16 protein-coding genes are annotated in these 26,156 nt (G+C 51.4%); 6 read left to right on the top strand and 10 right to left on the bottom strand.

Annotated features, from left to right (window positions below):
• The first annotated feature begins 21 nt into the window (after nt 1-21).
• From topA to CRO74_RS08765, 3 genes are all read left to right on the top strand, one after another.
• Nucleotides 22-2,700: a type I DNA topoisomerase gene (gene topA / locus CRO74_RS08755; RefSeq protein ID WP_097125579.1), complete on the top strand. Its 2,679-nt coding sequence runs from the start codon at nt 22-24 to the stop codon at nt 2,698-2,700.
• A 128-nt stretch (nt 2,701-2,828) separates the two neighbouring features.
• Nucleotides 2,829-5,135 (top strand): glycoside hydrolase family 20 protein, encoded by a 2,307-nt coding sequence (locus tag CRO74_RS08760; RefSeq protein WP_097126065.1) that lies wholly within the window; start codon nt 2,829-2,831, stop codon nt 5,133-5,135.
• A gap of 45 nt (nt 5,136-5,180) precedes the next feature.
• Nucleotides 5,181-5,888 (top strand): SIR2 family NAD-dependent protein deacylase, encoded by a 708-nt coding sequence (locus tag CRO74_RS08765; RefSeq protein WP_097125580.1) that lies wholly within the window; start codon nt 5,181-5,183, stop codon nt 5,886-5,888.
• A 167-nt stretch (nt 5,889-6,055) separates the two neighbouring features.
• Here the strand turns inward: CRO74_RS08765 and CRO74_RS31255 are convergent, their stop codons facing one another.
• The 4 genes from CRO74_RS31255 to CRO74_RS08780 all read right to left on the bottom strand — a co-directional run bounded on the left by CRO74_RS31255 (nt 6,056) and on the right by CRO74_RS08780 (nt 11,895).
• Nucleotides 6,056-6,436, bottom strand: coding sequence for a hypothetical protein (locus tag CRO74_RS31255; protein WP_144035887.1), 381 nt, complete (start codon nt 6,434-6,436; stop codon nt 6,056-6,058).
• A 190-nt stretch (nt 6,437-6,626) separates the two neighbouring features.
• On the bottom strand, nt 6,627-8,660 hold the full coding sequence (locus CRO74_RS08770) for a beta-L-arabinofuranosidase domain-containing protein (RefSeq protein ID WP_097125581.1): 2,034 nt from the start codon (nt 8,658-8,660) through the stop codon (nt 6,627-6,629).
• A gap of 66 nt (nt 8,661-8,726) precedes the next feature.
• Entirely contained in the window at nt 8,727-9,941 is a 1,215-nt protein-coding gene (locus tag CRO74_RS08775) for a DUF5009 domain-containing protein (protein ID WP_097125582.1), read from the bottom strand.
• Nucleotides 9,942-10,038: 97 nt separating this feature from the next.
• Nucleotides 10,039-11,895, bottom strand: coding sequence for a M61 family metallopeptidase (locus tag CRO74_RS08780; protein WP_097125583.1), 1,857 nt, complete (start codon nt 11,893-11,895; stop codon nt 10,039-10,041).
• Nucleotides 11,896-12,101: 206 nt separating this feature from the next.
• Between CRO74_RS08780 and CRO74_RS08785 the strand changes: the two genes are divergently transcribed.
• From CRO74_RS08785 to CRO74_RS08795, 3 genes are all read left to right on the top strand, one after another.
• Nucleotides 12,102-15,176 (top strand): tetratricopeptide repeat protein, encoded by a 3,075-nt coding sequence (locus CRO74_RS08785; protein ID WP_097125584.1) that lies wholly within the window; start codon nt 12,102-12,104, stop codon nt 15,174-15,176.
• A gap of 98 nt (nt 15,177-15,274) precedes the next feature.
• The gene (locus CRO74_RS08790; protein WP_097125585.1) at nt 15,275-16,960 is read left to right on the top strand and encodes a TonB-dependent receptor; all 1,686 of its coding nucleotides are present in this window, start codon (nt 15,275-15,277) and stop codon (nt 16,958-16,960) included.
• 17 nt (nt 16,961-16,977) lie between these two features.
• Nucleotides 16,978-18,138, top strand: a complete 1,161-nt coding sequence (locus CRO74_RS08795) for an HU domain-containing protein (protein WP_097125586.1) — start codon at nt 16,978-16,980, stop codon at nt 18,136-18,138.
• A 117-nt stretch (nt 18,139-18,255) separates the two neighbouring features.
• Here the strand turns inward: CRO74_RS08795 and CRO74_RS08800 are convergent, their stop codons facing one another.
• The 6 genes from CRO74_RS08800 to CRO74_RS08825 all read right to left on the bottom strand — a co-directional run bounded on the left by CRO74_RS08800 (nt 18,256) and on the right by CRO74_RS08825 (nt 26,098).
• Nucleotides 18,256-18,591 carry a hypothetical protein gene (locus CRO74_RS08800; RefSeq protein ID WP_179830151.1) on the bottom strand — a complete coding sequence of 112 codons (336 nt, stop codon included), beginning with the start codon at nt 18,589-18,591 and terminating at the stop codon, nt 18,256-18,258.
• Nucleotides 18,592-18,776: 185 nt separating this feature from the next.
• Nucleotides 18,777-20,687, bottom strand: a complete 1,911-nt coding sequence (acs, locus tag CRO74_RS08805) for an acetate--CoA ligase (protein WP_097125588.1) — start codon at nt 20,685-20,687, stop codon at nt 18,777-18,779.
• 52 nt (nt 20,688-20,739) lie between these two features.
• Complete coding sequence (locus CRO74_RS08810) at nt 20,740-22,656, bottom strand: propionyl-CoA synthetase (RefSeq protein ID WP_097126066.1); 1,917 nt, start codon at nt 22,654-22,656, stop codon at nt 20,740-20,742.
• 63 nt (nt 22,657-22,719) lie between these two features.
• Nucleotides 22,720-23,091, bottom strand: a complete 372-nt coding sequence (locus CRO74_RS08815; RefSeq protein WP_097125589.1) for a response regulator transcription factor — start codon at nt 23,089-23,091, stop codon at nt 22,720-22,722.
• Between the two features lie 84 nt (nt 23,092-23,175).
• Nucleotides 23,176-25,896, bottom strand: a complete 2,721-nt coding sequence (locus CRO74_RS08820) for a sensor histidine kinase (protein ID WP_097125590.1) — start codon at nt 25,894-25,896, stop codon at nt 23,176-23,178.
• Nucleotides 25,889-26,098 carry a hypothetical protein gene (locus CRO74_RS08825; protein WP_012926639.1) on the bottom strand — a complete coding sequence of 70 codons (210 nt, stop codon included), beginning with the start codon at nt 26,096-26,098 and terminating at the stop codon, nt 25,889-25,891. Before CRO74_RS08825 ends, CRO74_RS08820 begins: the two co-directional genes overlap by 8 nt.
• Between the last annotated feature and the right edge of the window lie 58 nt (nt 26,099-26,156).

The following is a 26,156-nucleotide window of genomic DNA, read 5'->3' on the forward strand; positions in this document are numbered from 1 at the left end:
TTATCAACCTGACCATTAATTATGTCGAAAAACTTAGTCATTGTGGAGTCGCCGGCAAAGGCAAAAACCATAGAAGGCTATCTTGGGAAAGACTTTACAGTGAAGTCCAGCTTCGGTCACGTCCGCGATCTACCCAAAGATGGGTTAGCCGTTGACGTGACCAATGGCTTCCGGCCGTCTTACGAAATTTCGCCCGATAAGAAGAAGTTAGTCAGTGAACTTAAGTCACTGGCGAAAGCGGCAGAGGAAGTATGGCTGGCAACGGACGATGACCGCGAAGGGGAAGCTATTTCGTGGCACCTGAAAGAAGCCCTCGGTCTGCGTGATAACACAAAGCGCATCGTCTTCCGCGAAATCACCAAAAACGCGATTTTGAATGCGATCAAATCGCCCCGCACCATTGATGTTGACTTAGTGAACGCCCAGCAGGCCCGCCGGGTGCTCGACCGGCTGGTTGGCTATGAGCTTTCGCCGGTTTTGTGGCGCAAAATCAAAGGTGGCAGTACCGGCTTATCGGCCGGTCGGGTGCAGTCCGTTGCCTTGCGTCTCGTGGTTGAACGCGAACGGGAGATCGACAAGCACTCCGCTAAATCGTCGTTCAAAGTGACGGCGCAGTTTATCGTCGACGGCAACAAAGTGCTCAACGCCGAACTGCCCAAGAACTTTGCTACGGCGGCCGAAGCACGCGCTTTTCTGGAAGCCTGCGTTGGCGCAACGTTTACCATCAAAAATCTGGAGACTCGACCCGCCAAGAAATCACCCGCTCCGCCCTTTACAACCTCTACCCTGCAACAGGAATCGTCGCGTAAGCTGAGTTATTCGGTGGATCGCACCATGCGGATTGCGCAGAACCTGTACGAAGCCGGTAAAATTTCCTACATGCGTACCGACTCGACCAATCTCTCGCAGGAAGCCATTGACAAGGCTGTAGCGGAAATTGGCACTGAGTTTGGCGAAAAATACATCCAGACCCGGCAGTTCAAGACCAAGAACGAATCGGCACAGGAAGCACACGAAGCCATTCGTCCCACAAACTTCAACGACCGCAATGCCGGTGGCGACCGTGATCAAAAGCGGCTGTATGAACTGATCTGGAAACGGGCTATTGCCTCACAAATGGCTGATGCCCAACTGGAACGGACAACCGTAACCATTGGAATCCGCTTTGCCAATGGCGCTACGACCACGTTTCAAACGAATGTGGACGATAGCCCATTTGTCGAACCTACTGAGGTTATAGCGCCAAATCGGTCATTCCCCAGTGAACTGGTCGCTCAGGGTGAGGTCATCAAGTTCGATGGCTTCCTGCGCGTTTATCTGGAATCGAAAGACGATGAGGACGATGAAGATGCGAAAGGCATGTTGCCTCCGCTGAACATCGGACAAGGTCTGAATCTGGGGCAGATGAAAGCGACGGAGAAATTTACCCGTCCGCAGCCCCGTTACGCCGAAGCTTCGCTGGTTAAAAAACTGGAAGAAATGGGCATTGGTCGTCCTTCGACCTACGCGCCAACCATTTCGACCATCGTTAACCGGGGCTACGTTACGAAACAGGACAAGCCCGGCCAGGAACGAAAATATACGGAATACACCCTGCAACGGGACCAGATCACTGAAACCAGCGGTAAGGAAACTTACGGCTCCGAAAAAGCCAAGCTATTCCCAACCAATACCGGTATCGTGGTAAATGATTTTCTGGTCGAATACTTCCCTGATATCGTGGATTACAAATTCACGGCTACGGTTGAGAAGGAGTTCGATGAGATTGCCGATGGACGGATGAACTGGCAAACGATGCTCCAGGGCTTCTACGGCGATTTCCATAAAAACATTGAGGACATTCAGGGCTCTTCGGTGGTCGCGTTCAAAACCGGTGCCCGCGACCTGGGTATCGACCCCCGTTCGGGCAAGAAAATATCCGCCCGGCTGGGTAAATACGGAGCTTATGCGCAAATAGGCGAATCGACCGACGACGAAAAGCCCCAATACGCCAACCTGCGCGACGGGCAATTAATTGAAACGATTACCTTACAGGAAGCCCTTGACCTGTTCACCCTGCCGCGTGAAGTTGGTTTCTTCGAAGATAAACCAATGACCATCGGAATTGGGAAGTTCGGTCCGTATGTGAAACACGACGATAAATACGTGTCGCTGACGAAAGAAGACGACCCGTACACGATTGACGAAAGTCGGACCATTCAGCTCATCCAGCAGAAACGGGCCGAAGCCGTTAGCGAAGCCCTGGGCGAGTTTGAAGGAAAGATGGTTTCGACCGGCAAAGGGCGGTTTGGGCCGTATGTCAAGTTTGAAGATAAGTACATTTCGATTCCCCGCAACGAATCGCTCGCTGGGTTGACGCTGGAACGGGCTATTGAGCTGATTCAGGCCAAGCGCGTTGTCGAAGCGAACAAATACATCAAGGAATTTCCGGAGAATCCTGCCGTGAAGGTTATTAACGGACAGTACGGCCCGTATTTGGCCATTGGCAAACGGAACGTCAAAATTCCGAAGGATGTTGACCCTGCTTCGCTGACTTTAGAAGATTGCCTGAAGCTGGGCGGTGACGATCCTGCGGCCAAGGCCCCTGCAAAGAAGGCGGCTACCACGAAAGCAACGGCAACAAAAACAGCCACGAAGCCGAAAGCGACAGCGACTAAAAAACCAGCGGCCACAGCCAAAAAAGCGACAACCAAAAAATAGGTCGCCTAACGTTTATTACAAGCAACCAAAAACCTTCCTGCATGGAAGGTTTTTGGTTTTTAACTCCTTTACGCAAAATCATTGCTATTTTGCCAGCTAAACCATCGCCTAGCTGCGTTTACGTCCGCATGAAACATCTGCTTTTTCTGCCTCTTCTGCTTCTTCTATCCAGTAGTGTACTTGCTCAATCTGAAAACGAATACAATCTCATTCCTTTCCCGGCCCGCTTTTCGGGGCAAAACGGGCAATTTACCCTCGCGGCTACGACCAAAATCGTTGTATCGCCTGCAACGGATGCAACGCTCAAAACGGTAGCGCAAACATTTGCCAGTCAGGTCAAACTATCAGTTGGTCTTACCCTGCCTGTAGTACCCGCCAGTCCGGCACTGGCCAAAGGCGCGAATATTTTCTTAACCCTGAACAAAAAGCTGAATTTGGGCGATGAGGGCTATAAATTAACCGTTACCCCCACCCGCGTTTTGGCCGAAGCCTCAACTCAAAAGGGATTATTTTATGCGGCCCAGACGATGCGTCAGTTGCTGCCGGTGAGTGCTTCGACCACGGCCGCTATGCCCGCCTGCGCCATCACCGACAAACCTCGCTTTGGCTACCGGGGCTTAATGCTCGACGTAGGGCGTCATTTCATGCCGGTTTCCTTCGTCAAGAAGTTCATCGACCTGATGGCGATGCACAAACAAAATACCTTTCACTGGCATCTGACCGACGATCAGGGCTGGCGGATTGAGATTAAAAAGTACCCCAAACTAACACAGGTTGGCAGCAAACGGGCCGAATCCATCGTGGGCCAGTATTACCAGAACTATCCCCAGCAATTTGACGGCAAACCTGTTTCGGGCTTCTATACGCAGGAGGAAATCAAAGATGTGGTGCGATATGCCCAAAGTCGGTTTGTGACCGTTATCCCGGAAATAGAAATGCCCGGTCACGCTCAGGCAGCTCTGGCCGCTTACCCCGAACTCGGCTGCGACCCCGCCAAAGGGTATCAGGTCTTTACAAAATGGGGCGTTTCGGAAGACGTCTACTGCCCCTCGGAGAAAACGTTTACGTTCTTGCAGGACGTACTAACCGAGGTTATCGCCCTGTTTCCGGGGAAATACATTCATATTGGTGGGGACGAGTGCCCTAAAACGGCCTGGAAACAAAGTACCTTCTGCCAGGAGCTGATGAAGAAAAATAACTTGAAGGATGAGCATGAACTTCAGAGCTATTTTATCCGGCGCATTGAGAAATTCATCAATAGCAAAGGCCGTTCGATCATTGGCTGGGATGAAATTTTAGAAGGCGGTTTGGCTCCCAACGCCACAGTCATGAGTTGGCGCGGTACCGAAGGCGGGATTGCCGCTGCCAAACAGAAGCACAACGTGATCATGACGCCCGGCGGCACCTGTTATTTAGATAAGTATCAGGGCAATCCGGCCACCGAGCCGCTCGCGATTGGCGGCTACCTCCCCCTCGACAACGTGTACGCCTACGAACCTATGCCAACCGAATTGACGGCCGCTGAGCAGAAATACATACTGGGCGTACAGGGAAATATCTGGACCGAATACATGCCCACGTCGGAATCTGTCGAGTACATGGCCTTCCCCAGAGCCATCGCCTTAGCCGAAATTGCCTGGATGCAACCAGGTTCGCATAATTTTGAGGATTTTAGTCAGCGATTAAAAAACCACCTGCCCAGGCTTAAAAACGTCAACTACGCCAAACGTCTGTTCGACATTACGGCCAGTACACAAGCCAATGAGCAAGGGCAAATTCAGGTTGTTTTAAAGAAGCTGGACAGCGACAGCCGTATTTTCTACACCACCAATGGCAAAGAGCCGAACGAGCAAAGCACCGAATACATTGGCCCCATTACACTAACCAAAACTACGACCCTACGGGCCATAACAAGGACTGGAGGGGCTCTAACCGGCGGTCGGCTTAGCCAGACGTTTGTCCTGCACAAAGGCAAAAATAAGCCCTACACCTATACCACAGCCCTCGATAAATACAGCGACCCAGCTACTTCGAAGTTAACGGATGGTGTCCGGGGAGATACGCCCCGGAGTCGGCAGGAATGGGTGAACGTGTACGGCACCGACATGGATATTACCCTCGACCTTGGCAGCGTGACAAGTGTCACAAAAGTATCTCTGAACTTCCTCAAAGTAATTCTGGAGAAAGGCTTCCCGCCAAAGTCGGTTGAAATTGCCCTGTCGAAGGATGGCAGCGATTTTAAAGAAGCCATCGCCCAGCCCGTCACGTACGAGCTTAACGGACCCTGGGATATTCTTCCCGCCGTTGCTGACTTTAAGACAGCCAGAGCCCGTTACGTACGAATCCGGGCCAAAAATGCGGGTGTTTGTCCTCCTGGACACCCAAATGCTGGCGAAAAAACATGGTTTTCAATCGACGAAATTGTAGTTGAATAGCGGTATATTTATAAGAAGAACAAGACGATTTCTTCACCATACTGTATGCTTACACGTAAAAAAATAGTTGTTCTTTCCGGCGCGGGTATCAGTGCAGAAAGTGGTATCCCAACGTTTCGCGCATCGGACGGGCTTTGGGAAAACCACCGGATCGAGGACGTTGCCACCCCCGAAGCCTGGCAGCGAAATTCGGCGCTGGTTCAGAATTTTTATAACCAGCGCCGTAAACAGGCGCTGAGTGTTCAGCCTAATGCAGGCCATCTGGCACTGGTGAAGCTGGAGGAGAAATTTGACGTTACGGTGATTACCCAGAACGTGGATAACCTGCACGAAAAGGCTGGTTCGTCGAAGGTAGTACACTTGCACGGCGAGTTGTTCAAATCGCGCTCATCGGTCGATGAGTCGTTGATTTACGATATTGAGGGCTGGGAGATAAAGGAAGGAGAGGTATGCGCCAAAGGCTCCCAACTCCGGCCACACATTGTCTGGTTTGGGGAAGCCGTACCGATGATGGACATTGCCCTTGACATTACTGAACAGGCCGACATTTTCATTGTGGTGGGAACATCACTCAACGTGTATCCGGCGGCCGGACTAGTGTATGCCGTCCGGGACAGTGTGCCAGTGTATGTTGTTGACCCCAGCATTCCCGACATGCACAAAAAAAACAACGTGACGTTCATTGCCGAACCAGCCACGGTTGGCTTAACTCAGTTGGCGGAGCAACTCATCGCCGAAGTGGTTAACGCCTAAATAAATGTGCTGACCTATTACCAGGCCACCTCTAACGGGGTTACAGGGCCGTGTCTGACGTTTTTTCATAGAAAAGCCGCTTCTGAATCAGCAGAAGCGGCTTTTTATATAGCAAAATCCGGTCGTTTCGTCAAACAAACCGGCACACATTTATTCGTAGCAACCGGTTAATTTGACACAACCTTTGCCCGCATCGAATTTATTCGTCTGCTGGAATGGCTTAGCAATCCCGGCGAGAAATACGACTGCCGAAGCAATACCTGCTGAACACAGGTTTCCAACTCGGTTAGATCACAATCGCAGGATAACAACCCTTTCACACAATCCGGTAGAGAGTCCGCAACCGGAGCATTTTGGGTAAGCATCCAGATCTGGCGCCCGTAGGCGGGCATGAACGCCGGTCTCGGAAGCTTATCAGTCAATAAAATAGTAGACGGCCAATCTGCCGGACGAATTGTTTCGCGGGTTTCAACCCGAAGACCCCTGCTTTGTAGAAAGTGGGTTAAAAGGCTCTGCTGAAGCCGTTGGCTCATATCAAGTACCAGCATATCGGTGAATCGGTAGGTAAAACGGATGACTAACAGTTTTTTTACCTATAGACGCTGTCTGCTTGTTTTCGCCACAAGTTTTTAGAAAAAATAAAAACATACAAGAGCGCAAATCTGGCCATCAACTAACTTTTTGTTAATTGATGGCCAGATTTATAATGGGTTCGAAGCTAATTTGTAAGCCAGTCACTTACCGAACCAGCGGAAATTGAGAGATACGTAGCGTAGTGCAGCCGTAAGGTATCAAGGTAATTTCCTCCAGCTTTCCTGTTTCCAATCCATTTGTCAGGCTATAGGGAATTGGACCGGTCATGTCGTTGTAAAGTTGCCAGGAGGGTATTCGTCTGGCTTTTATCCGTATTTCTGCCGGGGCATTCGTCAGGTTCCAGGGAAAGGGAGACACCGTCTCTTTTTTTACCACGTTTACGGCCTGTTCTAATTTCCCTTCGGGAACATTCACTAAACCAAAATTCCAGGGCGACGACGAGCGGACTTCAACGTATTGATTTCCGTAATCTATAGGGTCTTTGTCATTCGTAACCGTTTTGGTTTCTTCCTCCATTTTCAGTGCGTAGGTCAGTGGGCCGCGCTCAATGGAGACCGAATTTTCGTACCAGGTGTTTTGCATGACGTGCATCGGGAGTTGAAGTTCGACTACATCCCCCGACTTCCAGTTGCGGTTCATGGTCACAATCTGATTTCCGGCGACTTCTTTCCAAACGGTACCATTTATGGTAATGGTCGCTTTTGTACACCAGGCCGGAATACGCATGTGGAACGGGAAAGCCAGCGATTTGCTGTTCTTATCCGTCTTCAGGGTAAATTTAATCGTCTCCTCAAACGGATAATTCGTTTCTTCGGTAAACGTAACCGGCGTACCACCCGCTACGTAAGCACTTACTTCGCTGGGCGAAAAAACTAGTGCGGCTAGTCCTTTGTCGGGGGTGGCATACCAGAGATTTTGCGTGAACTTAGGCCATCCCTGGTGCATATTGGACGTACAGCAGGGGAACCCCGTCAGGAGGCCCATGCACACATCCGTACCACCGTGATTCTGGTCAAAATTGCGGACATGTCGCGAAAGCATCACCTGATTGGCCTGCTGAAAATACTGGCGACCCATGAAATCGTCGGAGACCTGCGCCGGTAAGGCGTTGAAGGCGATTTTCTCCAGTTGATCCGCGTAGGCCACCCGACCGGTAATATTCAGCATACTTTCCAGACTGAACATCATCTCGACGGCACTGCACAATTCCGAGCCCTGCGTTGGGTTATTGCCGTGCAGCGCTTCATCGCCCCCGTACAGGCCATGCGCCATGCCGTTGAAATGACGTAGATCGGCAAGACCTTTATCGACCGCCTTTGCATACTTTGGGTCCGGGTGCTGCTGGTAATAAATCAGGGGCTCTTTAAAACCCTGCGCCAGATTGACACAGTGGATACTCCCCTGCTGACTCAACAGATTGGTATTTAAAAAGCCGTTGGTATAATCGAACGTTTGTTTGTGCAGCAGATCGGCAAGCTGGAGCAGGAAGGCATCGCCGGTATGATTATAAAGCCAGTAAACGACCATCAGGTTATCTCCACCCCGGTACCGCGCCCAGAACGTCCAGTGATCGAGTGGATGCTTCGGCAGTTCGCGTAACTGGTACCTGAAGTAGTTGGTCATCAGTTTAATCACCCGCTGATCCTGCGTTGCCGAGTAGTACTGCTTCAGGATTTTAAGCATCACCATTTTGGGCCACCAATCCTGGCAATTATCGCGCTGCACGCCCGCTTCCTGCGGATAATCGGTTAAGGGACCAAAATAGCCATTGGGTTGCTGGCTGTTAATGGCCCACTCTACCCAGGGTTTCACTTTGGCGATCAATTCCGGGTCATTCAGGATATACGCCAGCGGCAAAAGCCCGTCGATCCAGTAGGGCCCCCGCTCCCACTGGTCACCGTCGCCCCCGAGCCAGCCGTTCCGCTTGCCCATAACAAGGGGATAAAGCTCGTCCAGCCGACCTGATGCACCGGTTTTCTGGCGGAGCAACATCTCCTTGAGCCAACCCTGCGGCTTGATAGCCCCTAACGGCAATTCGATGTAAGGATTGGGCCGCAACGGGTATCTGTTCGTAACATAGGCTGCAAGCGAGACTGGCTTTTTCAGCACTTTGGACTGGGCAACGCCAGGATTTTGCAGCCCCAGACATAGCCCTATAACAAGAGAAAAACGCAGCATTGGGGTATAGAAATGGTAAATACTTGGGTGAAGTAGGTGTCGGGGTGAAGAAACCGACACCGCAGACTAGAGCTTTAATCGTACGCCTATCTTGTTCAACCGGCCCGTTATCCAGACGCAGAGCAGCGCAAACAGCACTGATTTTAGTAAGCCTATACCACCGGTCAGCAACACACCTGGCAGATGAAGATCCAGTAACGTGGTGAACGCATACGCGAAGTAAGGAATTAGGTAGCATAGCAGCGTATCCGTTCCAGCGGGTTTAATGAACCTGAGTTTCTGAACATTTCCTCCACGGTCTACCAACCAGTAAATCGCCGTAAATGCAAGCATGGAGAAGGCACTGCACAAAAACAGCCAGGCGGGTGTAGCTGCCAGTTTACTCAGCCCCCAGAATGTTCGGGTGTATACGGATAAGCCGATCAACGCGACAGCCGCGAGCAGAAAAACAAACGACATGCGCTTATAATCAGCCTGCTGTCGGAAATAAGTAAAGATTGTGGATACCACAACGCCCCCCATCGTGAGCCCCACCAGCGTGCCTCCGCGAATAGCACTGGGGATGAACGACAGAAATTCGGGCAGTAAATCAGCCGCAGACACCATACTCAGGATGCTAAAGCCAACCCAGGCTGCCAGTAAAATGCTGATTCGATTTTGAGCAAATACCGTGACAAGGGCTGCAGCCAGATATGACCAGCCAATCAGGCCCAGAATACCCCACCAATGTGTGGCAAATCGCTTCTCCTCCTCCCCTCGGTAGACGAAAGCCAGTCCGATGAGCGTGGCAACGCCTATACCTTTGGCGACCAACACAATCCAGCTAGCCGCTGTTTTGGGGTAAGCGTTCCAGATCAGAATGAACGAACAGCACGACAGTACATTCCACACGAGCCGGTGGATGCCCGTTTCCTTTTCGTCGATGGACTCACCATTGACCAGAAAGACGCCCATGACCAGCAAGGCGATCGAACGCAGGACAACGTGTAACACCAGTGCGCTATCGGTATCGCCTTTCTGTCGGCGGGCATTGACAGCAAAGGGCAGCGACATGCCTACGATGAACAGAAAAGCGGGAAAGACAACATCCGCTAACCCAATCCCATCAACGCCCCCCGGCACGTGTTCCAGCCAATCGGGAATAGCGGTGAGCGACCAGAGATCATTGACGAAAATCATCAGAATCATGGTGATGGCCCGGAGAATATCAATGGCATCAACCCGCATGGAAAGGGCTGATAATCGGGAAGCCTGGAGATTTGAGGTTTCTGGCTGGGTCATGGGTGTTTGAGGGCAATGCGGAGATTACACAAAAAACGAGTCAGGCCCGATAATCTACCGGGCCTGACTCGTTTTTTGTGTGGTGTTGCCTACGTTATTAGTTAATGAACAACCACTTGTTGTACAATGCCTTTTGGGAAGCCGTCTGATTGCTCAGTGGTTCGATACGATAACTGGCCAGTGGGTTCTGCGTCAGGGTAACGGGTATTTCGCGAAGCTGACCCGCCCGGTTAACCAGCACAACCAACTTATCGCCCACCCGGCGGCCACTAACAAACCGTAGCAGATCGTCGCCAACCCGGAATCCGTCTACCGATATAACTTCATCGCCTACATTCAGGCCATCGCGGTAAGCCGCCGACCCGCGCCGTACGGTTGAAATGGTCGACTTTCCGTTCGCAACTGTCGTGGCAGCGCCCAGAAAACCATCCTGCGTTCTGCCCGCTACATTGATCAGCTGCATACCGACCGGCTCGAAATAAGCATTGTAATTAATCGGTTCGGCCGTATTGACACCAATGTTAAAGAAGTCATCGAGCTTACGACCGGCCACCTGTTCTGCGGCCTTACGGAATTCATCGTCCGTAAACCCACGTTTCTGCTTTTTGTAGTATTCGTTGTACAGAAGCCGCATCAGGTCGTCCATGTTGCGCTCTCCGTTGCTTGCGCCCAGGATAGCCAGGTTCAGTAATGTGCCCAGTACACTACCTTTGCTGTAGTACGAAATGGTTGTATTGCTCGAATTTTCATTCGGCCGGTACCCTTTGATCCAGGCATCCCAACTTGACTCAGCCGCCGACTGCACCCGCGTACCGGGCTGGTTTTCAATATCCGTTATGCTGCTGGCCACCAGATTGAGGTAGGATTCGGGCGTATGAAAGCCCGCTCTCCGCAGAATATATTCCTGATAGAACGACGTGCAGCCCTCCGACAGCCAGAGCATGTGCGTGTAGTTCTCGTTCTCGTAATCGAAGGGTCCCAGCGCAACGGGACGAATTCGTTTTACATTCCAGAGGTGAAAATACTCGTGGGCAACCAGCGACAGAAACCGCTTGTAATTCGCTTCAGTCGAATAGGCGTTACGGGTCGTTTCGAGGGTAGTGGAGTTCAGGTGTTCGAGACCTCCCCCACCCGGCGGAATGTGATGAACGATAAAGGTATAGTGTTTACAGGGGTGCTCCCCTACTACGGTTGCAGCGGCTTCACAAACCCGTTTGTAGTCGTCAGCCAGCCGTTTTTCATTGTAACTCACATCGCCGTACATAGCAACCGAATGCGGAACGTTCGACGCTGTGAAGGTGAAGATGGTATGATTACCGATCTCGATGGGCGAATCGACCAGAATATCGAAATCGGCCGCTTCGTAGGTATAGGGCTGGCCAGCAACGGGTTCGAGGCCTGTGGCTACGTTTTTCCAGTCTTTATACGGTTGTACGACAACCCGCAACGGGATGTTTTTCAACGCATCATGGTACATGAACACACCGGCGGGCGTTACGTAACCGTGGTCGGCATCAACGAAGCTCGTCCGAACGGTCAATTCATTGGCATACACCCGGTATTTGATGGTCAGGTTATCGTCGGTGGTTTGGACCCGCCAGGCGTTTTTCCGGATTTTTTCGCTCGGAACCGTCTTGCCGCCGGCCGATGCCGTAAAGGCTTCCACATTTTTGGCGTATTCCCGAATCAGGTAGGAACCCGGTGTCCAGACCGGCATTTTGATGTCTATGTAGCCATTTTTCTTCGCATTGGTGGCAGCGGCCACATTCTTCAATTGCATTTCCACCTCGAAATAATGCGTTTGTGGCTCAGGCATCGAGAGCACATACGTTACGGTTGGTGTAGCGGCCGGTGGGTTTTCTTCGTCGGCACGTGTTGGGGTAGCAGTTGATGAAAATGGAGAGAAAAATGTCCAGACAGTAAGTAAATACAGAAGCCGGGCGTTTTTTTTCATACGGAAACAGGAATACCTTCGTTTTTTGTCCAGATTTGACGTGATATTTGTCAATTTGTCGGCGAAACTACGACTCAATTCAGACAAAAAGTAGTTTCAGGGCCATTGTTTCAGGTTTGATCGGGGCCACCCAACGGTTTGCTGTTTTCAGGCCGTACGTTAAACTTGCCACATCGACCCGGAAACATTGAACCAATTTTTGCTCTATGCCCTATTCAACCACCCAAACGGGTCACTACAAATTATTCAGCATGGTCTTTAATCGGTTGCTGTTCACGCTGACCCTTGGGTTGCTGGCTACCCTGTCGGCTTCGGCCCAGCGAACCCAGAGTAATGTCGAACCCGATTACCATTACCGCAATGGACTTGAACTCTTCGAGAAAGCCAATTATGCGGCTGCCCGCTATGAATTTCGGCAATACCTGGAACCCCGGCGGGGCGACGGCGCTAAATCGCTGCTGAATACCAGTGATCAGAACGCGGTAGAAGCAGAGTACTACATCGCCCTGACGAGCCTATACATCGACGAGCCGGGGGCCGAGCTTCTGGTTGACCGCTTCGTCAAAAACAACAGCCAGCACCCCAAAGCCGGGCAGCTCTACGGCGATCTGGGTACCTATTACTACAACCGCCAGGATTACGCAAAAGCCATCGACTTCCTGGAAAAAGCCGTTCGGCAGGGGGGCAGCTCAGCGCAGCAATCGGGTTACAAATACCAGCTGGCGCTCTCCTATTACAATACGCAGAACCTGCAAAAAGCCCTGCCCCTGCTGAATGAGATTAAAGTTGACCCCAACTCACCCGATGCACCAGCCGCATCGTACTATGCCGGGACGATCAACTTTCGGAACAAGAACTTCAACGAAGCCGTCGCCGATTTTCGCCGAATCGAAAACAACCCGACCTACCAGAATCAGGTGCCGAACTGGATTGCCCAGTCGCTTTACCGGCAGCGTCGGTACGACGATTTGCTGGCTTATACCGAGCCTCTGCTCAAGCGAAACAATGGGGCGGGCATGAGCGAAGTGGCGCTGTTTACGGCGGAAGTGTTTTATCAGCAGAACCAGTTTGCCCGAGCCATCCCCTATTATAAATCGTACATCAATACGGCAGGTGCCAAAGCACCCGGAGCCGTTAAGTTCCGGTACGGGCAGTCGCTGTTCCGCACGGGTGCTTACAACGACGCCATCACCCAGCTTAAAACACTGGCGGGCGGCAAAGACACAACGGCTCAATATGCAGCGTATACACTAGGCGTCAGCTACTTACAAATCCAGAATCCGACCTATGCCCTAAACGCCTTCGATCAGGCAGGACGGCTATCCTTTAACCGGGAAATTCAGGAAGAAGCGCGGTTTAACCACGCCAAACTCCAGCTTGACCAGAACAACGGGGCGGATGCGGTAAAAGAGTTGACCGCATTTCTGAAGCAATACCCTGACAGTAAATTTGAGAATGAAGCGAACGAACTGGTTGGCGAAGCTTATTTTGCCTCTAACAATTACCCGGCCGCCATTGCTTACATTGAAGGGTTGAAACGCCGGACCCCGAAAATTAATGCCACCTACCAGCGGCTCACCTACAATCAGGGTATCAACGATTTCAACGCTGAACGGTACCAGCAGGCCGTTGCCAACTTCGATAAATCGCTGAAGTTTCCGACCGATAACAGTTTGCAACAGGCAGCCCAGTTCTGGAAGGCGGAATCCTACTCGGCCGGTAAGCAGTACGACACAGCCATTCCCCTCTACGCCAGCATTTCCAAGTCGAGCGGGGCGGATGCGTACGCGACCAAGAGTCTGTATGGCCTCGGTTACGCCTATTTCAACAAAAAGGATTATGCCCGCGCCATGCCCTACTTCCGGGATTTTGTGAGCCGGGGTGCCAACGCCGATGACAGAGTCCAGCTTCAGGATGCGACCATCCGGCTGGCCGACACGTATTTCGCGACGAAACAGTACGAGAATGCGCTCCGTTCGTACGATCAGGCCATTTCGCAGAACGCACCGGATAAAGATTATGCGTCGTACCAAAAAGCGGTAATCCTGAGTTATGTTGGTCGTGACGCCGAAGCGAAAGCCCAATTCGATCAGGTGCAGCGACAATACCCAACCTCACGCTTCGTCGATGAATCACTGTTCCAGAAAGCCAATGTCGACTTTGAGAAGGGTTCGTATCAGGTGGCCATTCAGGGATTTACGAAGCTGATTCAGGATAAGCCAACCAGTGCGCTTATTCCGGCGGCTCTGCTGAAACGGGCCATTGCCTACGGGAACCTGCAACAGTACGATTCGGCGGTGGCCGATTACAAACGTATTCTGGACAACTACGGCGAGTCTGACCAGGCGCAGAGTGCCTTGCTCGGTATTCAGAATTCGCTCAATGATGCCGGTCGGCCGGAGGAGTTCTCGCAGGTGCTGGGTCAATATAAAAAAGGAAATCCGGGTAGTACAGATGTCGAGCGGGTGCAGTTCGACAATGCCCGGAATATTTACGCCAGCGGCAAATACGAGCAGGCCATCCAGTCGTTCCTGACCTTCATGCAGGAGTACCCCTCCAGTCCGAACACCAATCAGGCCCGGTATTACGTAGCGGAATCGTATCGCCAAACCAACGATGTCGCCAATGCCCTTCGGTATTATAATATAGTGATTGCCGATAACAAGTCGGATTACCTGGTTCGGGCCGCCACACGCGCTGCGGAGCTGGAAGTGAAACAGAAAAATTATGGCCGGGCGGTTCGCCATTACCAGCTGATCCAAAGCCGGGCTGGCAGCAAAGCCGAACAGGTTACGGCGCAACTGGGGTTGATGGATACGTATTTTGTGTATCCTAAACTGGATTCCGCAGCGGTTATTGCGCGGGAGATCGCGGCTGGCGGCAACGTGGTACCGGGTGCTCAGAACCGGGCCCAACTGATGCTCGGGAAAGTGGCCCTGAGCCGGAATGACTACAAAACCGCTCAGACCGACTTCGACAAAACGATTGCCCTCGCCAAAGATGTTTATGGTGCCGAAGCGCAGTATTACCTCGGCGAAATCCTTTACCGTCAGAAAAAATACAAGGAGTCAGTAGCGACGCTGTTGAAATTCAACGAGCAATTCAGCGATTTTGAGTACTGGAAAGGCAAAGCGTTTATTCTGGTTTCGGACAACAACGTCGCCCTGGACGAAATCGCCCAGGCCAAAGCCGTTTTGAACTCCATCATCGAAAATTCATCCGACGAAGCCATCGTTACCGAAGCTAAACAGAAACTGGCAACGCTGGAAAGCAAGAATTAATTAAGTATGATGTATGATATGAGGTGTATGATGTATGCGAGTGGCACACTTAACATCATACACCCTATATCATACATCATACATTCTACATCCTAAGTATGATTCTCACAATACGCCCCCTACTCACCCTTACCCTGCTTTCCTTATCGGCAACGGTTTTTGCCCAGCAACAGCCCAAACGCCCGGTTAAGGAAGGAGAGGTTGACAATCAGGAAATTACCGTTGAAAAGAGCCGGAAGATTGAGCTACCACCCGCCAATCGAATTTTCAATAAAATTCCGTCCAGTAAGCCCTCTGCTGAGCAACGGAAGCTGACTTATGAATTTGAAGATCGGAAACTCACCGTTGGCGATCCCCGCATTACGCCCGGTATTCTGGCGCCTACCCTAGGTCAGGCAGATGAAACAGCTTCCTACAACAATTACGTAAAGCTGGGCGCGGGGAATTACAGTTCGTTTCTGGGAGAAGGTTTTTTCGGGATCAACAACCAGTCGAATCTGGCGCTCGAAGGATCGGCCCGGCATTTATCGTCGGCCCTGGGGCCGGTAGATGGCAAGAACTCGGCACAGAGCGACACCCGTATACGCGTGACTGGTAAGTACCTGGCGGAAGCGTTCAAGCTACAGGCCGATCTCGGTTACGACCGCAACGCCTATAATTTTTATGGCTACAGCCGCGAGTATGCCGCCCAGCCTTCCTTTGATATCGACCAGATCAAACAACGGCTCAACACGGTCAACTTCAAACTCGGCATTGAAAACACGAATTCGGAAAATGCCATTGATTATTCCCTGCGCACGGGCATTACCTCGTTAAAGGATCGCTTTAATGCAACGGAAACGGACTGGGGTACAAACCTGAATGCTTCGGTGGGTATTTCCGATAACTTCTTCGCCCTACTGGCAGCCGATGCCTTTGTCACGCAACGGTCCGACGGCTCGATTGTCGATAACCGAAACCTGTTTCGGGTGAAGCCGACCTTTAAATACACTTCGTCGTTATTCACAGTTACCGCCGGTATCAATGCCGTCAACCAAACCGACCAGCGGCAGGGCATCAACGACACACGCGCCTTCCCGGTAATTGACCTGGACGTCGCCCCGATTGGCAATATCCACATTTTTGCGGGTGTCGATGGTGATATTAACCGGAACACCCTTCGGTCGTTACTCGGTGAAAACAAATGGCTTTCTCCACAAATCCTATTGGTTAACACTGTTAAGTCGTGGGATATATACGCGGGTTCGAAAGGAAATTTGGGGGGAGGTTTCTCGTACGAAGGAAAAGCGTCGTATGCCCGGTACCGGAACTTCTCGACTTTTAACAACACCATGCCGGACACGACAAAATTCTTTGTGTTATATGACGGTGGCGTTTCCAACGTATTAACTTTCTCGGGACAACTGGGATATGCCCAGAAAGACAAGTTCCGTTCAACACTTAAAGCAGATTACTTTAACTACAGTCTCGATCGATTAGAAGCCGCCTGGGGACGCCCTCAGGTAGCCGCCACCTGGAGCAATTCGTACATTTTGAACAAAAAATTATTTGTCACCGCTGATTTGTATTTTTATCAGGGCATCAAAAATAAGAACTTCACGTCTGGGGCCGTCTACACGTTAAAACCGATTTATGACGCCAACCTGAAAATTGACTATTTCTTAGGAAAACAGATCTCTGCATTCGTGGCGTTAAATAATATCTTTGGCCAGAACTACGAGCGGTATTTGTATTATCAGACCCAAGGGCTTAACTTTCTGGGAGGAATTAGTTATTCTTTTTGATTTCACTGACAAACACTATGGCTGCCGTTAATGAGTACCTCAAAAAGTTGCTGTATCAATACGACTGTGTTGTGGTTCCTGAGCTTGGGGCTTTCCTGACTCACTACCAGCCAGCAGCTTTTACGGAAGCCAGTGGTTTATACCTTCCTCCCCGCAAACGGGTTGCATTTAACGAAGCCCTTCGTTTCGACGATGGCATTCTTGCCAACTACATCATGCTGCATGAGCCATTAACCCGCGAGGGGGCTCAACGGCATATTAGCCAGTTCGTTACTAATTTGCGTAAACAGGTAGAAACAGCAGGTCGGTTTGAGATCGAAAGCATTGGCACGTTTACATACAACGAGGAAAACCGACTGCAATTCGATCCAAGCTTCCGACATAATTTCTTCGGTGAAGCTTTCGGGATGAGTGCGGTGTCTACGCAATTGGTAAATCGGAAGTCCCAGTTGGAACCAGCTCTCGAAGCGGTACCGGTTACAACACTCGGGCCAGTTCTGGTTCGAGAAGATGATACGACGCTAACGCCCTATCGCCCGGCGCGTACTTACTGGCGGGCAGCCTCGATTGCCTTACTGGTTGGCTCGTTAGGGGTGTTTAGTTATTTCTCGGTGCTAAATCCGGGGCAGCCTTTTCAAAGTAGTTTGAGCCCGGCCGACCTCATCCGAATCCCAACTTCGCTGCTTGACCGGTTCACCACGAGACCTACTCAAAAACCAACATCTGTAGCGGCTCCTGCACTGGCTGAAGAAGCAAAGCCTGAAACTCCTGTTCAGAATGAGCCAGCACCAGTGGCGACAGTTCCGGTTGTGTCAGAAACCCCAGCCCAATCCGCATCCGCTATCGTTACGCCATCTGAAACCGTTAACGTTTCTACAGAAGCTGCTCCGGTAGAAAAAGCAGTTACCAACGAGGTTGTTGCAGCGGCTAAACCCATTCGTACAGAACCCTACTATACCATTATTGCCGGAAGTTTCACCAGCAAACGTAACGCTCTGCGCCTGAAACGTCAGCTTCGCAAAGCGGGTTACGCCGATGCCTTTGTGATTGCACCAGCCCGAAAAGGCCAGCTCTATAAAGTAGCGGCTGCTGGTTCAGCCGACCGGAACGAAGCCATTTCAAACATGGCAGCCATTGATCAACTGGCGGGTATTGAATCCTGGATTTATAAGAACTAGATCTAAAGAACTTATTTCTTCAATAGCTCATCATCAATATAAAAAGACCATCTTATCCGGGTGGTCTTTTTTAGTATAAGAAAACAGGGAAGTTTCTATAACGAATGCTATACAGCGCTAGGAAAGCACATTCATCAGTATGATAGCGAGGTGAACGACTGTGCTTACAGCAAAGGCTGGAAATATATATTTTACGGACATAGCCGATAAGACAGGGACCAGTACGGCCAGAAAGCCAAACATGCTAACCAAAAATTGCCAGTCTCCTCCGCCAAAATACGCCATCGTTAACAGAAGCACCGGCGAAAGTATACAGCCCTGAATGGCCATGGCGGTAATGGCCCACCCAATACGGGTGAATTCGGCTTTTTGTACGTAGCTGTTGTAAAAAGTTACCCAGTTTGATTCGGTTGAACTGGTATACGAGGTTGTTGAATGCGAGAGCGTTGCCATGATTAATTGCGTCTGAATGATAGCACAAAATAAAGGCCTGAACGCCCGGCGCTGCATGAAGCCGGTCAGGCAGGAACGTGATTATCATCAGAAAATAGACTGACAAAAAACGGGAAAGTCGCTTAAACAGCGACTTTCCCAACTCACCTCTACCTATAGAAACAAACCAACTTTTCTACAGCCAACTACACCACACCTTCTTTAATTTCTTCTACTACAGCCGGATCGAGCAGGGTCGACGTATCGCCCAGATTACCCAGTTCACCCTCGGCTATTTTTCGCAGAATCCGGCGCATGATCTTGCCGGAACGCGTTTTAGGCAGACCAACTACGAACTGGATTTTATCCGGCTTGGCAATGGGACCAATGATTCGGCTCACGGTAGCCAGAATATCCCGCTTCATCAAATCGGTGTCATTGTCGACGGGGGGCTGGTCAATGATGACGTAGGCATAAATCCCCTGCCCTTTGATATCGTGCGGATAGCCCACAACGGCACTTTCAACCACGCCCGTGTGCATATTGATGGCGTTTTCTACTTCGGCGGTACCAATGCGGTGCCCGGATACGTTCAGCACATCATCAACCCGTCCGGTAATTCGATAATAGCCGTCTTCGTCACGCAGACAGCCATCTCCGGTAAAATACAATCCCGGATAAGTGGCAAAATACGTTTGTTTGCAGCGTTCGTGGTCGCCGTAGGTTGTCCGCAGCATACCGGGCCAGGGAAACTTGATGCACAAATTGCCGCTCACCCCATTGCCTTCAATTTCTTTTCCGTTTTCGTCCACCAAAATGGGCTGAACTCCGGGTAATGGCAGGGTTGCATAAGCGGGTTTTAACGGTGTGACGTTGGCAATGGGCGAAATCATTAGGCCACCGGTTTCCGTTTGCCACCAGGTATCGACAATCGGGCAACGATTTTTGCCAATATGATCATCGTACCAATGCCAGGCCTCCTCATTGATCGGCTCGCCCACCGAGCCAAGCACCTCCAGACTACTGAGATCATGGTTCTTAACCTTATCCAGCCCAAAGCTCATCAGCGACCGGATAGCGGTAGGTGCGGTATAGAGGATATTAACGGCGTGTTTATCGACAATGTCCCAGAAACGACCGGCATCGGGCCAGGTGGGTACGCCTTCAAACAGCAGCGACGTAGCTCCACACGCTAATGGTCCATACACGATGTAGCTGTGTCCGGTAATCCAGCCAATGTCGGCCGTACAAAAATGCACCTGCGGACCCGTCCGACCGTCGTGCTTGTACTGGAATACATTCTGGAACGTATAGGCGGCATAAACCATGTAGCCGCCAATTGTATGCACAACGCCTTTTGGTTTTCCCGTTGAGCCGGAGGTGTACAGGATAAAGAGAATGTCTTCGGCGTCCATCTCTTCGGCCGGGCAATGCGCTGTTACCTGCTTTAGCTCCTGTTCCATCCACACATCGCGGCCTTTGAACATGGCAATAGGCGTGCGGGTCCGGGTCATGACAATTACCCGCTGTACACTCGGGCAACCAATCAGGGCATCGTCTACCGTTCCTTTTAGGGTGATTTCCTTATTTCCCCGGTAGGCTCCATCGGCGGTAATCACCAGTTTGCACTGGGCGTCGTTGATCCGGTCGGCGATGGACTGGGCCGAGAATCCGCCAAAGACAACCGAATGGATCGCGCCGATCCGGGCACAGGCCAAAACGGATATGGCCAGTTCGGGAACCATGGGCAGGTAAATACAAACACGGTCACCCTTCTGGACGCCGTTGCGCTTGAGCACATTGGCCATCCGGCACACCTGATCGTGCAGCATGCGGTAAGTCAGGGTAATACTGGCTTCGTGCGGGTCGTTGGGTTCCCAGATGATGGCAGGCTGGTCGCCACGGGTAGCCAGATGACGATCCAGGCAATTTTCGGTGATGTTCAGTTTTCCCCCAACGAACCACTTTATGCTGGGTTCCGTAAAATTCCATTGCAGCGTTTTCTTCCACGGTTTACGCCACTGAAATTCCTGGGCAATTTCGGCCCAGAAGGATTCGGGATCGTCGACGCTGTGTTTGTAAGCCGTCTGATACTCGTCAAAAGTTTTAATGACCATGGGTAGTGAATGTATTGTAACTCAGTAATAAAATAAGGTAGGGTGCTTTCGTTTAGTCGGTCTCGAACGACTGACCAATTTTTCGACTGGTTAATGCTGCTTTTATTTCGTCCAGTATTAAGGGGTCATCAATCGTGGCCGGGGCTGTGTAGGATTCGCCATCGGCAATGTGTCGCATGATTTTCCGGAGAATTTTACCGGACCGGGTCTTTGGTAACCGTTTCACCAGCAGCGCATTCCGAAAATAGGCAACCGCGCCAATCTGATCGCGGATGAGGGTTACGAGTTCCGTTTCGAGAATAGCTTCACTGGTTTCAACTCCGTCTTTCAGGACGATAAATCCGACCGGGCGCTGGCCCCGCAGTGGGCAGGCAATACCAACCACGGCACACTCGGCAACGGCGGTGTGGCTGCTCACGATCTCTTCCATTTCGCCGGTCGACAATCGGTGGCCCGCTACGTTGATGACATCATCGACGCGACCCATGATGAAAACGTACCCCTCTTCATCGACATAACCACCATCGCCCGACAGGTAATAACCGGGAAACCGGCTCAGGTAAGAAGCCCGAAACCGCGCATCGTCCTGCCAGAGCGAAGGCAAACAACCGGGCGGCAGAGGAAGCTTGAGGCAAACCAGGCCCATCTCGTTCGGGCCGATCCGCTGCCCGTCTTCATCCAGAATCTGTAAATCATAACCACACACGGGCTTGGTGGCGGAGCCGGGTTTCACGGGCAGGGACTCTATTCCCAGTGAATCAGCCACCATGGGCCAGCCCGACTCGGTTTGCCACCAATGGTCAATAACCGGCACATGTACGATTGATTCCAGCCAGTTCAGGGTTGGCGGATCGCAACGCTCCCCGGCAACGAACACACTTTGTAGCGACGAAAGATCGTAATTACGGCTGAGCGCGGCTTCGGGATCTTCTTTTTTGATGGCTCGGAAAGCGGTCGGAGCGGTGAATAATACATGCACGCCGTAGGTCTGCACTACCCGCCAGAACGTACTGGCATCGGGTGTGCGAACGGGTTTCCCTTCCAGAATAACGGATGTACACCCCTGAAGCAGTGGACCATAGACAGAATAGCTATGCCCAACGGCCCAGCCAAAATCAGACGCGGTAAACATCACTTGTCCGGGTTGTAAATTATACACCGCCTGCATGCTGTATTTGATGGCAACGGCATGGCCGCCATTATCGCGCACGATCCCTTTCGGTTTACCCGTAGTGCCCGACGTATATAAAATATACAGGGGATCGGTCGCCATGACGTACACGCAATCGGCGGGGTCAGCCTGACTTACGAGCGAATACCAGTCGTGGTCCCGGTCCTGCTGAATCTCGGCAACACATTGGGGTCGCTGCAAAATCAGGCAGTGTTCGGGTTGATAGGCAGCCCGCCGGAGGGCATCATTCAATAGGGGCTTGTAGGGAATAACCGTCGTAAACTCGATACCGCAGGAGGCCGACAGAACGACTTTTGGCCGGGCATCGTCAATGCGAAGGGCGAGCTCATGGGGCGCAAATCCGCCAAAGACAACCGAGTGAATAGCTCCCAACCGGGCACAGGCCAGCATAGCAAAGGCCGTTTCAGGAATCATCGGCATGTAAATCACGACGGTATCGCCCTTCGTAACACCCAGCGCCTGCAAAGCACCCGCCAGGAGGGCAACTTCATCGCGCAGCTCCCGGTAGGTAAACTGCCGAATGGTATTCGTAACGGGCGAATCATGAATGAGGGCTAACTGATCGGCCCGGCCATTCTCAACGTGGTAATCAACGGCGGCATAACAGGTATTGAGCTGTCCATCCGCAAACCAGCGGGTCAGCCCGTTCTCATCGGTCGACAGGATTTGCTTGGGCGGAGTAAACCAGGGAATATTCCGGGCTTGCTCGGCCCAGAACTCTTCCGGATGAGTCAGGCTATACTGATGCCAGTCGGTATACGTAAGGGGAAGGGGCATAAATGCTGTCGTCCGTTTTTCGGGTTTAAGAATGTTCACGGTCGGTTGGTACCGGCGAATGGTTTAAACCTTCGGTTTTATGTTCAATTCGTTGACTTTAGCGATTAGCTCGCGGGTGGAGAACGGCTTGGGGATGTACAGGTCAGCACCCAGATCAAGTCCCTTCTGTATATCTTTATCCTTACTTTTGGCGCTTAGAAAAATCACTTTACAGTGTTGATAATCGGGCGATTGTTTTACAAACCGGCATACGTCATAGCCATCGACCAGCGGCATCATCACATCAAGAAGCAGTAAATCAGGCACTTCCTGACGAATAATATCGAAGGCTTCGGCCCCGTCACGGGCAATAAACACGCGATATCCTTCTTTTTTCATCAGAAATTCCAGCGAGAGCAGAATACTCGGCTCATCGTCAACAATCAGCACTTTCATAGTGAGTCGAAATGATTTTGGCTAAAGTAAAGTTTTTATTGCCTTTATCTTAACCTAAACGCCTGCTCCCATCAAAACCAGCTTTCAGGACTGGGCAGGCAGTGAGCAGGTAAACTGTGCACCTTGTCCGGGCACACTACTAACGGTAATCTGCCCATTGTGTAACTCAATGATCTTTTTCGATATAGCCAGTCCCAATCCGCTTCCTTTGGGTTTCCTCAGTGTTTGGTTATTCGCCTGATAAAATTTCTCAAAAATTAGCTGCTGCACATCCGGCTCAATACCAACCCCATTGTCGCGAACAGTCAGCTCGACCTGGTCATCACTCAGGACTAAACAAACCGAAACCTGACCGCTACCGGCGGGCGCAAATTTGATGGCATTGGACAGCAGATTGATCAGCACCTGCATCAGTCGATCCCGGTCGCCATCAACATACGGCTCCGTGGGTGTGGGGCAGATTTCGAGCGTCACCTCTTTATCGCGCGCTAGTTGCGCCACATTCTCGACAGCCTCCGAAACTAAATCGACCATCGAAACCCGTTCAGTACTCAGGTTGTATCGCCCGGAATCGTACCGTTCCAGATCAAGGACCTGATTAATGAGTCGGGAAAGCCGTTCCGTTTCCCGAATGACCCGGCTCAGAAACTCCTGCCGCATGGACTCATCCATATCCGACTGATCGTGCAGGATTTCCGACAGCGCCCGGATCGACGTTAAAGGCGTTCTTATTTCGTGCGTGACGGTCGAGACAAAATCATCTTTCTGCTCATCAGATTGCTTAAGCCGTTCGTTGGCCTCACTAAGCTGTAGGGTCATCTGCTGCAGCTCGGCCGATTTACGCGTCAGCTTCTTATTGACCGTCATTAATTCCTGCGAGGCCTTCAGAATATGGATTACCTCATCCACCGAAAGAGGTTCTTCGTTCGTAACCGATGACACCAGGATACGGGCCGATGCCGTTCCAATAGCGCCCGCCAGCCATCTCTCGGCATACGCCACCAAACGTGGATCGGCGTAGGCACTTGCAGCATCCAGCTGGTTGCGTTGACTATACCGATCAAGCGCCCGCTGGGTGGCTTCTTTTCCGAAGAAGGTGGTTAGCAACGACCGTAAATCGGTGGTTAGGGCCTGCCCGTTCCAGGGCGTCGTTTGTTCGGTCGTGCGTGAAAAATGAAATACGTCGACAAAGAGCGTGGCCTGCGACTGGTCGAGTACTCGTTGCGACCAGTTGAGCGATCCCCAGACGTACCCGCCAATATTGACAAACATTGACCAGAATAATGCGTGCGAAATTGGGTCAAGCCCCTTAAGGCCAAGTAATTCATATGGTTTCAGAAAAGTGAGTCCCAGGGGACCTTCGCTCACAAAGGAATCGGGCAGTAGACCGGCCGTCACCAGCGAAGGCAATATCAACGTGTATACCCAAATCAGCGCACCCGCCAGCAAGCCAATTTTTGCCCCGTAGCGCCCGCCCCGTTTCCAGAATAACCCACCAATTATGGCCGGGGTAAACTGGGCCACTGCCACGAAGGAAATAACCCCAACCGACACCAACGAAAAATGGTTGGAGACAAAATGGTAATAGACATAGGCCAACAACAATAAACTGACAATAGTTACCCGGCGGATGGTAATGACCAAACCACTCCGCGAAGGAGCGCCGGACGGTGGGTCGAACCGAGCAAGCCAGCCGGGCCGACTCACCAGAAGCGGCATTACCACGTTGTTGCTGATCATGACGCTAAGCGCAATCGTCTCCACGATAATCATACTCGTTGCCGCCGAAAAACCACCGATATAGGCCAGCAATGCCAGATTCGTTTGACCGAACTGTAGCGGTAACGCCAATACATAGTTGTCGGCATCGACTGCTGGGCTAAGCATCAGCTTACCGGCAAACATAAGCGGCAGAACAAATAGGTTTATCAGAAACAGATACAGTGGAAAGAGCCACATGGCTTTGTTCAGGTGCTTTTCATCCACATTTTCAACAACGCCGACCTGAAATTGCCGGGGCAAAAACAGAACAGCCATCATGGATAAACAGGAGTACCAGAACCAGTTGGTCGTTGAGGCCAATGAGTTGAAGGTAAACAACCGGGCCAGTGAGGGCACAGCAGCCGCTCGTTCGAACAGGTCGACTGGTCCGTTGAACAGAACGAACGTGACAAACACCCCGATGGACAAAAAGGCGACGAGCTTAATCACCGATTCAAACGCAATAGCCGTTACCAGCCCTTCGTGCCGCTCGGTAGCTTCCAGCTTCCGCGTACCAAACAAAATGGTGAACAACGCCAGCACCAGGCTAATCACCAGCGCCTGAGTACTTAAGAAAGAAGCCGATGTTTCCGTTACCGACTGCCCGGACATCACGGCAAAACTCGTTGTAACGGCCTTGAGTTGTATCGATATGTACGGAATGGCACCCAGCACACAGAGTACAGTAGCCATTACGCCCAGGAGTCGGCTTTTTCCGTATCGCGATGAAATAAAATCGGCAATACTGGTGATGCGCTGCGTTTTGCAGATTCGAATAATTTTACGCTGAATCGTCCACCAAAGGGGTGCACCAAGGGTTGGGCCGATGTAAGCCGTCAGGTACTCGATACCCTCGGAAGCGGCCCGCCCAACACTCCCGTAGAATGTCCAGGCGGTACAATAGACGGAGATCGACAGAGCATACAGGTACGGATTATTGACCAGACTTCTGCCCGTTTGGGGTCGATGTTCGGCCCAGTAGGCTACCCCAAACAACAAACACAGGTACAATAAAGAACAAACGACCAGCGTAACACTATTCATTGGAAGTAGTCGAATCGTCAGAATGAGTGCGGTGGATCAACCAGCCGATACCCCCGATTAAGCTGGCCCATACAGTAAACACGTATAAATACAGAACCGGGATACCCAGTACTCGCTCAGGTCGGTTCGCGATTGCGAGAATCGGACTGTTCAGCAGCAACATGAACAGCATACTGATTAACAAAAGTCGACTTTCTTTCATGGTGTAGTGGTGGGCGGTGGGCAGAGGGCATGAGGGTTGAGGGTTAGGGCATGGGACA

It is taken from the genome of Spirosoma fluviale (assembly GCF_900230225.1).
Lineage (GTDB): Bacteria > Bacteroidota > Bacteroidia > Cytophagales > Spirosomataceae > Spirosoma > Spirosoma fluviale.